The 14,212-nt window shown below is 66.5% G+C and carries 5 protein-coding genes and 1 pseudogene; 4 read left to right on the top strand and 2 right to left on the bottom strand.

Translation table 11 applies throughout. The features are described from left to right. Positions 1-396 precede the first annotated feature (396 nt). Complete coding sequence (locus HOP03_05105; GenBank protein ID NOT87542.1) at positions 397-966, top strand: fasciclin domain-containing protein; 570 nt, start codon at positions 397-399, stop codon at positions 964-966. A 62-nt stretch (positions 967-1,028) separates the two neighbouring features. Here the strand turns inward: HOP03_05105 and HOP03_05110 are convergent, their stop codons facing one another. After that, positions 1,029-2,888: an ABC transporter ATP-binding protein/permease gene (locus HOP03_05110; protein NOT87543.1), complete on the bottom strand. Its 1,860-nt coding sequence runs from the start codon at positions 2,886-2,888 to the stop codon at positions 1,029-1,031. A gap of 98 nt (positions 2,889-2,986) precedes the next feature. On the opposite strand from HOP03_05110, the pseudogene HOP03_05115 reads away from it, so the two are divergent. From HOP03_05115 to HOP03_05125, 3 genes and pseudogenes are all read left to right on the top strand, one after another. Then, positions 2,987-3,250 (top strand): annotated as a pseudogene (locus HOP03_05115) (DUF4031 domain-containing protein). A 90-nt stretch (positions 3,251-3,340) separates the two neighbouring features. Then, positions 3,341-3,811, top strand: a complete 471-nt coding sequence (msrB, locus tag HOP03_05120; protein ID NOT87544.1) for a peptide-methionine (R)-S-oxide reductase MsrB — start codon at positions 3,341-3,343, stop codon at positions 3,809-3,811. 56 nt (positions 3,812-3,867) lie between these two features. Further along, on the top strand, positions 3,868-4,110 hold the full coding sequence (locus HOP03_05125; GenBank protein ID NOT87545.1) for a DUF3297 family protein: 243 nt from the start codon (positions 3,868-3,870) through the stop codon (positions 4,108-4,110). 282 nt (positions 4,111-4,392) lie between these two features. On the opposite strand, the gene HOP03_05130 is transcribed toward HOP03_05125, so the two are convergent. Then, positions 4,393-14,082 carry an amino acid adenylation domain-containing protein gene (locus HOP03_05130; GenBank protein ID NOT87546.1) on the bottom strand — a complete coding sequence of 3,230 codons (9,690 nt, stop codon included), beginning with the start codon at positions 14,080-14,082 and terminating at the stop codon, positions 4,393-4,395. Positions 14,083-14,212 lie beyond the last annotated feature (130 nt).

Here is a 14,212-nt window from a genome sequence, read left to right on the forward strand (position 1 = left end):
CTTCGCCCCAGATTGCAGTTTGGAATTGGACTTGAATGTTTCTTTGGTTACTTTCTTGACTCGCGCCTACGGCGCTCGCCCTTCGGGCCGGCTTCGCCGTTCGCGCCGCTAGCGGCGCAGTGCGCCAAAGAAAGTAACTCGCGCACCAGCGCGAAAAAGATGCCAGGCTTTATCCGCACAATGAAGCAGTCCAAGTTTTTTTCGAGCAACTGCATCCATCCAGCACACATTCCCGTATACGCCGCCCCGCGACAAAATTTCGATTTTTATTCATCGGCACTGCATCCATACGCTGCAACGTCGCGTAACTCTCCGCGTACCGGTCTTCCGCGCAACGCCAACCCTCCCCGGCGCGGGAGGCCGGTCACTCCACCACCCCCACGGAGATCATCCAAGATGAACATCAAACTGCTCTCGGCCGCACTGGCCACCTCGATCGCGTTCGCAGGCGTCGCCCTTGCGGAACACCATGCCGGCATGCACGACAACCCGATGGTCGGCGGCGCCGCGATGCTGCCCACCAGGGACATCATCGACAACGCCGTGAACTCGAAGGACCACACCACTCTGGTCGCCGCCGTGAAGGCCGCCGGCCTGGTCGAAACGCTGAAGGGCAAAGGTCCGTTCACCGTGTTCGCGCCGACCAATGCCGCGTTCGACGCATTGCCGGGCGGTACCGTCGAAACGCTGCTGAAGCCCGCGAACAAGAGCACCCTGGCCAGCGTCCTCACCTATCACGTGGTGCCGGGACGCATCGACGGCGACGCGATCGCCGCGAAGATCAAGGCCGGCAAAGGCAGCGCCACCTACGCCACCGTGCAGGGCGGGACGCTGACCTTCAGGACGATGGGCAATGACGTCACCGTGACCGACAGCAAGGGCAACCGCGCCAAGGTCACGATCGCGAATGTCTACCAGAGCAACGGCGTCATCCACGTCATCGACAAAGTGCTGATGCCGAAATAAACGGCCGCATCCATGGCGCAACCATCGCAGACGCCGTGTTCGCGCGCGGCGTCTGCTTCGTTTCAGTCTTCGCCTGTCGGCTCTTCGCTGCGTTCCTGCTGCTGCATCCGCCAGAGCTGGGCGTAATAACCATCCTGCGACAACAGCGCGGCGTGATGGCCGCGCTCGATGATCTCGCCCTTGTCCATCACCAGGATCTCGTCCGCGTTCATGATCGTCGACAGACGGTGGGCGATCACGAAGGTCGTGCGGCCCTGGGCGATGCGATCGAGTTCCGACTGGATCGCCTGCTCGGATTTCGAATCGAGCGCCGAGGTCGCTTCGTCGAAGATCAGGATCGCGGGATTCTTCAGCAGTGCGCGGGCGATGGCGACGCGCTGTTTCTCGCCGCCCGACAGTTTCAGGCCGCGCTCGCCGACTTCGGTGTTGTAGCCGTCGGGCAGGCCGACGATGAGATCGTGGATATGCGCCGCGCGCGCCGCGCCCTCGACTTCCTCGCGGGTCGCGTCCGGGCGCCCGTACAGGATGTTGTAGTAGATGGTGTCGTTGAACAGCACCGTATCCTGCGGCACGATCGCGATCGCCTTGCGCAGGGAATCCTGGGTGTAATCGCGGATGTCGCGCAGCACGCCGTCGACATCCTCGATCGCGATGCGGCCGGCATCGATGTCGTAGAAACGATAGAGCAGCCGCGCGAGCGTGGACTTCCCGGAGCCCGAATGGCCCACCACGGCGACGGTGCCGCCGCGCGGCACTTCGAAGCCGACATCGCGCAGGATCTCGCGACGAGGGTCGTAGCCGAAGCGCACATGCTCGAACACGACCTTCGGCCGGTCCGCGCGCAGCGGCACCGCGTCGTCGCGGTCGCGCACGTCCATGCTTTCGTCGAGCAGTCCGAACAGGCGTTCGAGGTTGGTGAACGCCTGTTTCACCTCGCGGTACATCATGCCGAGCAGGTTCAGTGGCGCCGACAGCTGCAGCAACACCGCGTTGACGAATACCAGTCCGCCGATGGTCATCGTGCCTTCGACCACGCCGGCGGCAGCGCGCCACATCATCGCGGTGACGCCGAGCGAGACGATGGTGACCTGGCCGAGATTCAGGAGACCGAGCGTCTTGCGGCTCATCACCTGCGCTTCCTCGCGCTCCTGCAGGCTGATGTCGTAGCGGCGCGCTTCGTGTTCCTCGTTGCCGAAGTACTTGACCGTTTCGTAGTTCAGCAGCGAATCGACCGCGCGCTCGTTGGCGCGGGTGTCGGCCTCGACCGCAGCGCGGTAGTAGCGCGTGCGCCATTCGGTGACCATGAACGTGAAGACCATGTACGCCGCGAGCGTGACCAGGGTGATCGCCGCGAAGCCCCAGTCGTACATCCACACCAGGACGCCGGTGACCAGCGCGATCTCGAACAGCGTCGGCAGGATGGTGTAGATCATCCAGTCGAGCAGATCGGCGATCGCCGAGCCGCCGCGCTCGATGTCGCGGGCGACGCCGCCGGTGCGGCGGGCGAGATGGAAACGCAGCGACAGCGCGTGCAGATGGCGGAACACCTGCAGCGTCACCCGCCGCGACACTCGCGCCATCACCCGCGCGAACACGATCTGGCGGACTTCGGCGAAGAACGTCATGCCGACCCGCGCCGCGCCGTACGCCAGCAGCAGGCCGACCGGCAGCACCAGCAAGGCGGGATCCGTTTTGACGTCGAGCGCATCGACCAGTTTTTTCAGCACCGTCGGCACGGCGAGGCCCGCGACCTTGCCCGCGACCACCAGCGCCAGCGCCAGCAGGATGCGTCCGACGAACGGGCGCAGGTAGGGCAGGATTTCGCGCAGGATCTGTGTTTCGCTGCGCGCATGCGCCGGAAGCGCGACCGGGACAGGGTCCTGCGGCTGCGGATCCGCAGCGGTGACGGGTGGGGAAGTCATCGCGTCATCATGGGGCCTGCGGCGCCCGATTCAAAGCCGTATCGAAGGGCATCGAGCGTGCTTTTGCGCGGGATGCGCGGACGTGATTCACTGCGGAAATGGCTGTTTACGTCGACAACGCAGTGTTCCAATGGCGAGGAAAGCGCTGGGCGCACCTGCTGGCCGACGACCTCGACGAACTGCATGCCTTCGCCGTGCGCCTGGGTCTCCCGCGTCGTGCGTTCCAGGACAAGCGCAGTGGCGCGCATTACGACATCGACGCCGCGCTGCGCGAGCTGGCGCTGCGACTCGGCGCGATCGCGGTCTCGCGCCTGCAGGATCGCGAACGCATGCGTGCGATCATCGCGAATGCGAAACGGCAGTGGAGCGGATTCGCGATCGATGCGGACGATGTCCCGACGCAACCGATGACGCTTTCGACGCCTCTTGATCCTGTGCCCCTGGAGAATCCCATGCCCATTTTCGATCTGTCCCCGCCCAGCGATGCGCAGCGCCAGTCGCTCGCCGTCGCGCTGTCGCCGGAAGAGCGCCGCGTGCTGTTGTCGCACGGCACCGAAGCGCCGTTCTGCGGCGTGTTCCTCGACAACAAGCGCGACGGCGTCTACGTCTGCCGCTTCTGCGCGCTGCCGCTGTTCCGTTCCAGCGCGAAATTCGATTCCGGCACCGGCTGGCCGAGTTTCTTCGCGCCGTACGACGAAGCGCACATCGGCCGCATCCGCGACGTCAGCCATGGCATGGTGCGGGTGGAGATCGTCTGCAAGCGCTGCAGCAGCCATCTGGGGCACGTGTTTCCCGACGGCCCACCGCCGACCGGTGAACGGCACTGCCTGAATTCGGTGTCGCTGGGTTTCGTCGGCGCGGATGAATCGCTTCCAGACCCGCTGCAGCGCGGCGAAAACAAGGCATGGCAGCGCCTCGGCTAGGCCCACGCCGGTCGATTGCGTATGCTATCGACCACTTTGCCACCCGTTGCAGCGCCATGACCGACACGCTCCCCGACCGTCTTTCCAACGATCCGCGCAGCCCGCACTACGACGCCGAACTGCTGGAACGCGGCATCGGCATCATTTTCAACGGCGTGGACCGCACCAATGTCGAGGAATACTGCGTCAGCGAAGGCTGGGTGCGGGTGATCGCCGGCAAGGCCCTCGACCGCCGCGGCCAGCCGATGACCATGAAGCTCAAGGGCACGGTCGAGCCGTATCTGCGCAACCCGGAGTAATCCCCACTTCGGTGCGAACGCGCCGCTTTTCTGGAGATCGGATCTGCGGATCCGGTCGGTGAAATCCTGGTCCGCTCTTGGCTGTCCTTGCGCAGGAGCAACTGCAGGTCGATCGCTGCGCCAGCCCGGGCCGCGACAGGCAACGCGATCCGCATCCACGGCCCGCAGCATCACGACCGCCACCGACTATATGATCGTCGAATCACCCCTGCGCAACATCCGTTTCGCGAACGCGCTGGCGGACAGAACGGGCACGCGCTACATACGTCTGCCACATGGCGATCAGTGCAACGTCGGCGTCTGCGGGTCCACATCTTCGACTTCGTCGGGCAGCAGGCTGTGTCCCATGTGCTCGATGGTCGGCGATTCGAAGAAGGTCTTCAGCGGCAGCACGATGCCCAGGGTGTCGCGCACCGCTGCGATCAGACGCATCGCCATCAGCGAGTGGCCGCCGAGATCGAAGAAGTTGTCGTGGATGCCGACGCGTTCGACGCCGAGCAGCTCGATCCAGATGACGGCCAGCACTTCTTCGATCGGCGTGCGCGGCGCGACGTAGGGCCGGCCGCTCGACAGGGTCGCGGCATCCGGCGCGGGCAGCGCCTTGCGGTCCAGCTTGCCGTTGCTCGTCAGCGGCCAGGCCGCCATCTTCACGAATGCCGTCGGAACCATGTAGTCGGGCAGTTGCGTCTGCAGTTGCCCGCGCAATGCCTCCACGCCCGTTTCGGTCGCATCGTCCTGGAGGATGTACGCCACCAGTTGCTTGTTTCCCGACGCGTCTTCGCGCGCCATCACAGCGGCTTCCTTCACGCCCGGCAGCGCCGCCAGCTTCGCTTCGATCTCGCCCAGTTCGATCCGGTAACCGCGGATCTTCACCTGGAAGTCGTTGCGACCGCGGTATTCGATCAGTCCATCGCTGCGCCAGCAGCCCAGATCGCCGGTGCGGTACAGACGACCGCCGGCCGCGAACGGGCTGTCGATGAAACGCTCCGCCGTGATCTCCGGACGATGCAGGTAACCGCGCGCCACGCCCGCGCCGCCGATGTACAGCTCGCCGATCACGCCGGTCGGCACCGGCTGCAGATCGCGATCCAGGATATACACCTGCTCGTTGGTCAGCGGCCGGCCGATCGGAATCGTGTCCGCCGCATCGAGGTCCGGTGGACACAGGTAGGTGATGCTGATCGCGGTGGTCTCGGTCGGGCCGTAGACGTTGAAGAACCGCCGATCGCGATTCCAGCGCTGCAACAGCGCCGGGGGTACGGTTTCGCCGCCGCAGGTGATCGTATGCATGGCCGCGAGCGTCGCGTTCTCCGGCATGGACGACAGCAATGCAGGCGTGAGGAAGCAATGCGTGGTCCGCTGCCGCGCCACCAGCGCCTCCAGCGACTCGCCCAGCAGCAGATCGCCCGGCGCGCCCAGATGCAGCGAACCCCCCGCTCCGAACGCCATCACCCACTCCAGCACGAATGCGTCGAAACTGAACGACGAGAACTGCAGCACCCGCGTCTGCGCCGACAGCCCCAGCGGCTCGCGCAGCGCATGCATCAGCGCCGTCGGACTGCCATGCCGCGACATCACGCCCTTGGGTTTGCCCGTCGAGCCCGACGTGTAGATCACGTACGCCAGATGCTCGGCGGTCAGACCGGTCTCCTCCAGCGACGGATTCGCCGATGACACCTCCGACCACTGGCCGCGATCGCCGTCGATCTCGAACACCGGCGGCGCGACGCCATCGATCCGCGCCAGCGCCTCGTCCAGCGACCGGCGGCTCGCCGCGTCCGTCAGCACCAGCGCCGGTCGCGCGTCGCCCAGCATCTCCGCCATCCGCTCCTGCGGATACGCCGGGTCCACCGGCACGTACGCGCCGCCCGACTTCATGATCCCCAGCACCGCTTCGATCGCCCACACCGAACGCTGCACGCAGATCGCCACCAGCGTCTCCGCACCCACGCCCCGGCCGCGCAGCCAGTGCGCAAGACGATTCGCGCCGGCATTGAGCGTGGCGTAGTCCAGCACCTGTTCGCCGCAGGTCACCGCTTCGGCGTTCGGCGCCACTGCCGCGTGCGCTTCCACCGACGCATGCACCGGTTGCCACGTGCCGAAGTCGCGCGCGGTCGCATTCCAGTCCACCGTCACTTGGCGATATTCGTCCGCGTCCATCAGCGGCAGCCGGTTCACCGGCTGCTGGATGTCCAACGCCATCCCGCGCAGCACCTGCTGCAGGTATCCCGCGTACCGCTGCACCGTCGCCGTATCGAACAGCGTCGTCGAATACTCCACCGCGCCTTCGATGCCACCGTCCGCCGACTCGCCCAGGCTCAGGGTCAGGTCGAATTTCGACACCGCGTGCGGCAGGCGCAGACGACGCGCCTCCAGATCCGCGAATCGCAAGTCGCCCGATTCGTTGTTCTGCCATGCGAAGGCGGTCTGGAAGATCGGCGCGTACGCCAGGCTGCGCGCCGGGTTCACCACCTCCACCACCTGCTCGAACGGCAGCTCCTGATGCTCCTGCGCCGACAGCACCCGCTGCTTCACCTGTTCGATCAGCGCCGACGCCGTCGGATCGTCCTGCAGATCCACGCGCACCGCCAGCGTGTTCACGAAGAACCCGATCAATCCCTCCACTTCGCTGCGGCCACGGTTCGCCACCGGCGTGCCCACCACCACATCCGTCTGTCCCGACAGCCGCGACAGCACCACCGCCCATGCCGCCATCAGCGTCATGTACAGCGTCCCGCCATGCTTCAGGCTCAAGGCCTTCAACGTCTGCGTCAGCGCCGCGTCCAGTTGCACGTCCAGCAGCGCACCGCGGTAATCCTGTTCCGCGGGCCGCTTGCGGTCCGTCGGCAGTTCCAGCAACGACGGTGCGCCCTGCAGCGCTTCCCGCCAGAACGCGCTCGCGCGCGCGAGACGATCGCCCGACAGGCGCTCGCGCTGCCACATCGCATAGTCCGCGTACTGCACCGGCAGCGCCGGCAGGGTGTCCGCCTCGCCGCGCACCCGCGCCGAATACAGCGCTTCCAGTTCGCGAGACAGCACCGCCATCGACCAGCCGTCCGACACGATGTGGTGCATCGTCAGCAGCAGCACGTGACGCTCCGCAGCCAGCCGGATCAACCGGCCGCGCAGCAGCGGGCCGCGCTGAAGATCGAACGAGGTGGTGGTCTCCAGCATTTGCAGCGCGCCCAGCTCGCGCGGCTGCGCCGCGCTGTCCAGAGCGCCCAGATCGTGTTCGAGCAATGCGAATGCGGTCGGCGCGCCGATCCGCTGGTACGGCACGCCGTCCACCGCCTCGAAGGTCGTGCGCAGGCTCTCGTGACGCGCCACCATCTGGTCCAACGCGCCCTGCAACGCCGCGCGGTCCAATGCCCCGATCAGTTCCACGCCTTCGGCGATGTGGTACGCATCGCTGACTTCGCTCATCTGCGACAGGAACCACAGCCGCTGCTGCGCAAAAGAGGCGAGCGCATTGCGCCGGTCGGCCTGCGGAATCGCATCGTCCTCGGCGACATGCGCCTGCGCTGCGAACGCGGCGAGCGTCGGCGACGAGAACAGCGCGTTGAGCGCGATCTCCAATCCCATCTGCTTGCGCACGCGCGTGATCAAACGCATGCCCAGCAGCGAGTGGCCGCCGAGCTCGAAGAAATTGTCGCGGCGGCCGACCCGGTCGACTCCGAGCATCTGCGCCCAGATGCCGGCGATGATCTCTTCGACCGGCGTGGATGGCGGCTCGTATTCCGCACGTCCGCCGTGCGCGTCGCCCTCCGGCGCGGGCAGCGCCTTGCGGTCGAGCTTGCCGTTGCTCGTCAGCGGCCATGCGCGCACTTCCACGTACGCGGTCGGCACCATGTAATCCTGCAGCTGCGCCTGCAGCTCCGAACGCAGCGCATCCGCCGTCGTTGCGCCTTCCTCTGCGCATTCGTAGTACGCCACCAGTCGCGCCGGCTGGTCCGCCACGTCCTGTCGCGCCAGCACCACCGCTTCCTTCACGCCCGGCAGCGCCGCCAGCTTCGCTTCGATCTCGCCCAGTTCGATCCGGTAACCCCGGATCTTCACCTGGAAGTCGTTGCGACCGCGGTATTCGATCAACCCATCGCTGCGCCAGCAGCCCAGATCGCCGGTGCGGTACAGACGACCGCCGGCCGCGAACGGGCTGTCGATGAAACGTTCCGCCGTGATCTCCGGACGATGCAGGTAACCGCGCGCCACGCCCGCGCCGCCGATGTACAGCTCGCCGATCACGCCGGTCGGCACCGGCTGCAGGTTCCGGTCCAGGATGTACACCTGCTCGTTCGCCACCGGGCGGCCCAGCGGGATCGTCTCCGCCGCGTCCAGATCCGATGGACACAGGTAGGTGATGCTGATCGCGGTGGTCTCGGTCGGACCATAGCCGTTGATGAAGCGGCGATCGCGATTCCAGCGCCGCAGCAAGCCCGGCGGCACCGCTTCGCCGCCGCACATCAGCGTGCGCAACGTGCCCAGACCCACCGTCTCCGGCAGCGACGACAGCACCCCCGGCGTGAGGAAGCTGTGCGTGATCCGCTGCCGCGCCACCAGCGCCTCCAGCGACTCGCCCAGCAGCAGATCGCCCGGCGCGCCCAGATGCAGCGAACCCCCCGCTCCGAACGCCATCACCCACTCCAGCACGAATGCGTCGAAACTGAACGACGAGAACTGCAGCACCCGCGTCTGCGCCGACAGCCCCAGCGGCTCGCGCAGCGCATGCATCAGCGCCGTCGGACCGCCATGCCGCGACATCACGCCCTTGGGTTTGCCCGTCGAGCCCGACGTGTAGATCACGTACGCCAGATGCTCGGCGGTCAGACCGGTCTCCTCCAGCGACGGATTCGCCGATGACACCTCCGACCACTGGCCGCGATCGCCGTCGATCTCGAACACCTGCGGCGCGACGCCATCGATCCGCGCCAGCGCCTCGTCCAGCGACCGGCGGCTCGCCGCGTCCGTCAGCACCAGCGCCGGTCGCGCGTCGCCCAGCATCTCCGCCATCCGCTCCTGCGGATACGCCGGGTCCACCGGCACGTACGCGCCGCCCGACTTCATGATCCCCAGCACCGCTTCGATCGCCCACACCGAACGCTGCACGCAGATCGCCACCAGCGTCTCCGCACCCACGCCCCGGCCGCGCAGCCAGTGCGCCAGACGATTCGCGCCGGCATTGAGCGTGGCGTAGTCCAGCACCTGTTCGCCGCAGGTCACCGCTTCGGCGTTCGGCGCCACTGCCGCGTGCGCTTCCACCGACGCATGCACCGGTTGCCACGGGCCGAAGTCGCGCGCGGTCGCATTCCAGTCCACCGTCACTTGGCGATATTCGTCCGCGTCCATCAGCGGCAGCCGGTTCACCGGCTGCTGGATGTCCAACGCCATCCCGCGCAGCACCTGCTGCAGGTATCCCGCGTACCGCTGCACCGTCGCCGTATCGAACAGCGTCGTCGAATACTCCACTGCGCCTTCGATGCCACCGTCCGCCGACTCGCCCAGGCTCAGGGTCAGGTCGAATTTCGACACCGCGTGCGGCGACTCCAGATGTCTCGCCGCCAGTCCTTCGAACTGAAGATCGCCGGACGCGTTGTTCTGCCATGCGAAGGCGGTCTGGAAGATCGGCGCGTACGCCAGGCTGCGCGCCGGGTTCACCACCTCCACCACCTGCTCGAACGGCAGCTCCTGGTGCTCCTGCGCCGACAGCACCCGCTGCTTCACCTGTTCGATCAGCGCCGACGCCGTCGGATCGTCCTGCAGATCCACGCGCACCGCCAGCGTGTTCACGAAGAACCCGATCAATCCCTCCACTTCGCTGCGGCCACGGTTCGCCACCGGCGTGCCCACCACCACATCCGTCTGTCCCGACAGCCGCGACAGCACTACCGCCCATGCCGCCATCAGCGTCATGTACAGCGTCCCGCCATGCTTCAGGCTCAAGGCCTTCAACGTCTGCGTCAGCGCCGCGTCCAGCTGCACGTCCAGCAGCGCGCCACGGTAATCCTGTTCCGCGGGCCGCTTGCGGTCCGTCGGCAGTTCCAGCAACGACGGTGCGCCCTGCAGCGCTTCCCGCCAGAACGCGCTCGCGCGCGCGAGACGATCGCCCGACAGGCGCTCGCGCTGCCACATCGCATAGTCCGCGTACTGCACCGGCAGCGCCGGCAGGGTGTCCGCCTCGCCGCGCACCCGCGCCGAATACAGCGCTTCCAGTTCGCGAGACAGCACCGCCATCGACCAGCCGTCCGACACGATGTGGTGCATCGTCAGCAGCAGCACATGCCGATCAACAGCCAGCCGGATCAACCGGCCGCGCAGCAGCGGGCCGCGCTGGAGATCGAACGAGGTGGTGGTCTCCAGCATTTGCAGCGCGCCCAGCTCGCGCGGCTGCGCCGCGCTGTCCAGACCGCCCAGGTCGTGTTCGATCAACGCGAATGCGGTCGGCGCGCCGATCCGCTGGTACGGCACGCCGTCCACCGCCTCGAAGGTCGTGCGCAGGCTCTCGTGACGCGCCACCAGCTGGTCCAACGCGCCCTGCAGCGCTGCACGGTCCAGGGTGCCGGTCAGCTCCACGCCCAATGCGATGTGGTAGGCATCGCTCGATGCGTCCATCTGCGACAGGAACCACAGCCTCTGCTGCGCGAACGACACCGGTATTTCACGGCCATCACGCGGCTGCGGCTGGATCGATTGACCCTGGCGACGCAGCGCGCGGAATTGCGCTGGCGTCATCTGGCTCAAGATTTCTTTAGACACCATCGATGGAACTCCTTCCGACACCGCTTCGTTTTCGTTCTCGTTCTTTTTGAGTCGCACGGCCAGTTCCGCGACCGTCGGCGACTGGAACAGCGCGGTCAACGCGATTTCGAGCCCGAGCTGTTTGCGCGCCGCACTGGTCAGTCGAACCGCAAGCAGCGAATGTCCGCCAAGTTCGAAAAAATTGTCGTGACGACCTACCCGCTCCACGCCCAGCAGTTGGGCCCAGATATTCGCAAGACCGGCTTCAACCGCACCTTCCGGCGCCACATGCGTCGATCCGCCGCCGGCGGATCGTTCCGGCGCCGGCAGCGCCCTGCGGTCGAGCTTGCCGTTCGCCGTGAACGGCCAGGCGGTCATCTCGACGAACGCGGTCGGCACCATGTAATCCGGCAGCGCCGCACGCAAGGCGGCCCGCAGGACTTCCACCATCGTACCGCCCTGACGATCGCACTCGTAGTACGCCACGAGTCGCGGGGACTGCTCCGCCGCGTCCTGACGCGCCAGGACCACCGCTTCGCGGATGCCCGGCTGCGCGGCCAGCTTCGCTTCGATCTCGCCCAGTTCGATCCGGTAACCCCGCACCTTCACCTGGAAATCGTTGCGTCCCAGATATTCCAGGTTGCCGTCCAACAAACGTCGTGCGAGGTCGCCCGTTTTGTACAGCCGTTCGCCGGGCATGAACGGATTCTCGACGAAGCGCTCTGCGGTCAGCTCCGGCCGGTTGAGGTAACCACGGGCGACGCTGGCGCCGCCGATGTACAACTCGCCGATCACCCCCACCGGACACGGTTGGCGCTGCCCATCGAGCACGTACACCGCCACGTTGGGAATCGCCTTGCCGATCGGCAGCGTGTCGCAGGCGCGCAACGGCAACGTGGACACGGGGTAACGCGTACTGTCGACGGCCGCCTCGGTCAGACCGTAGGCATTGGCGATCCCGACGCCGTCGCCGCACAGGCGGCGCAACCGCTCGGCGCTGTCCTGGGTCCAGAGATCGGAACCGCACAGCAGCGTCTCCATGAAACCCAGGTCGCCACCGGCTTCCTCGAGATGCGCGATCAGGGTGTTGAGCGCGCCGGGAACGAAATCCGCGAACGTCACCCGCTGCGCCCGCATGAAACGGTACAGCGCCGCGCTGTCCGACCAGTGCGCCTGCGAACACATCGCCAGCGTGCCGCCGAACGTCAGCGCGCGCAGCCAGTCGGCGGTGAATACATCGAAGGCGATATTGGCCATCTGCAGATGCACCAGGCCGGGGCGCAGCGCGTCGATGTCCGCCCATGCCGCGCGGATCGCGGCGATGTGCCGGTGTTCGATCATCACGCCCTTGGGCTTGCCGGTCGAACCCGACGTATAGATCACATAGGCCAGGTGCTCGGGCCTCAAGCCGGTCTGTTCCGGCGTCGGATCGTGCGCCGGCTGCGCATCCCATTGCTGCGCATCGGCATCGAGATCGAGCACCCGCGGGCCGGCATGGAGGGCCGCCATCGCCGCACGTGCACTGGCATCGATCAGGATGACGCGTGGCTGCGCGTCGTCGATGACATCGCGCAGACGTTCCGCCGGTGAGGCCGGATCCAGCGGCAGATAGCCACCGCCGGCCTTCAGCACGGCGAGCATCGCTTCCAGCACGCGCGGCGAACGCGACATGCATATCGCCACCAGCGTCTCCGGCCCGACGCCCTGCGTGCGCAGCCAATGCGCCAGCCGGTTCGCGCGTGCATTGAGCTCGCCGTATGTCAGCGACAGCCCTTCGCTGGTCGCCGCCATTGCATGCGGCATCGCCGCCGCGCAGCGCTCGAAACCGGTCTGGATCGGCACCGCGCGGTCCAGCGATGCGCTCGCCACCGGCGGATGCGCCAACGCGCGGTACTCGTCCTCTTCCATCAGCGGCAGGCGGCTCACCGGTTGGCTCGCGTCCGCGACCATTCCGCGCAGCACCTGCCGCAGATGATTCATGTACCGCTGCATCGTCGACGCATCGAACAGGGTCGTCGAATACTCGATCGCGCCTTCGATGCACTGCGCGGTCTCGACAAGACTCAAGGTCATGTCGAACGTCGAGACCGCGTGCGGCATGGACAGGTATCGCGTTTGCAGCTCCTCGAACCGCAACGTGTCCGATTGGATGTTCTGCCACGCGAACATCGTCTGGAAGATCGGCGCATAGCCAAGGCTGCGGGCCGGGTTCACCACCTCCACCACCTGCTCGAACGGCAGTTCCTGGTGCTCCTGCGCCGACAGCACCCGCTGCTTCACCTGTTCGATCAGGCCGGATACCGTCGCATCTTCCAGATCCACGCGCACCGGAAGCGTGTTCACGAAGAACCCGATCAATCCCTCCACCTCTCTGCGGCCACGGTTCGCCACCGGCGTGCCCACCACCACGTCCGTCTGTCCCGACAGCCGCGACATCACCACCGACCACGCCGCCATCAGCGTCATGTACAGCGTCACGCCGTGCTCCAGGCTCAAGGCCTTCAGCTGCGAGGTCAGCGTCGCATCCAGCTGCACGTCCAGCAGCGCGCCCCGGTAATCCTGTTCCGCGGGCCGCTTGCGGTCCGTCGGCAGTTCCAGCAACGACGGTGCGCCCTGCAGCGCTTTCCGCCAGAACGCGCTGGCGCGCGCGAGACGATCGCCCGACAGGCGCTCGCGCTGCCACGCCGCATAGTCCGCGTACTGCACCAGCAACTCGGGCAGGTTGTCCGCCTCGCCGCGCACCCGCGCCGAATACAGCGCTTCCAGCTCGCGCGACAGCACCGCCATCGACCAGCCGTCCGACACGATGTGGTGCATCGTCAGCAGCAGCACATGCCGATCAACAGCCAGCCGGATCAACCGGCCGCGCAGCAGCGGGCCGCGTTCCAGATCGAACGATGCACTGGCCTCCAGCGTTTGCAGCCGCTGCAATTCGATCTCCCGTGCGGCCGTCTCCAGATTGCCGAGGTCGTGTTCCAGCAACACGAAGGCGGTCGGTGCGCCGATCCGCTGGTAGGGCACGCCGTCCACCGCCTCGAAGGTCGTGCGCAGGCTCTCGTGACGCACCACCACTTGGTCCAACGCGCCCTGCAGCGCTGCACGGTCCAGTGTGCCGACCAGCTCCACGCCCTGTGCGATGTGGTACGTGTCGCTCGACGCATCCATCTGCGACAGGAACCACAGCCGCTGCTGCGCGAACGATACCGGCAGTGCGCGGCCGTCGCGAGGCAGCACGGACATCGTCTGCTTCTTCCGTCCGATGGCACGAAGTTGCTGCGGCGTCATCTGACTCAAGGCATCTCTGGACAACATCATCGGTTTCCCTTCAGCTTTCTTGTTTCTACGGTGCGCGAACGGAAAAACAGGACAC

The sequence above is a fragment of the Lysobacter sp. genome (genome assembly GCA_013141175.1).
Classification (GTDB): Bacteria; Pseudomonadota; Gammaproteobacteria; order Xanthomonadales; family Xanthomonadaceae; genus Lysobacter_I.

Excerpts from the sequence above, each read along its gene's own strand:
- HOP03_05105 (NOT87542.1), top strand. The coding sequence starts at position 397 with ATGAACATCAAACTGCTCTCGGCCGCACTGGCCACCTCGATCGCGTTC.
- HOP03_05110 (NOT87543.1), bottom strand. The coding sequence starts at position 2,888 with ATGACTTCCCCACCCGTCACCGCTGCGGATCCGCAGCCGCAGGACCCT.
- msrB (NOT87544.1), top strand. The coding sequence starts at position 3,341 with ATGCCCATTTTCGATCTGTCCCCGCCCAGCGATGCGCAGCGCCAGTCG.
- HOP03_05125 (NOT87545.1), top strand. The coding sequence starts at position 3,868 with ATGACCGACACGCTCCCCGACCGTCTTTCCAACGATCCGCGCAGCCCG.
- HOP03_05130 (NOT87546.1), bottom strand. The coding sequence starts at position 14,082 with ATGTCCGTGCTGCCTCGCGACGGCCGCGCACTGCCGGTATCGTTCGCG.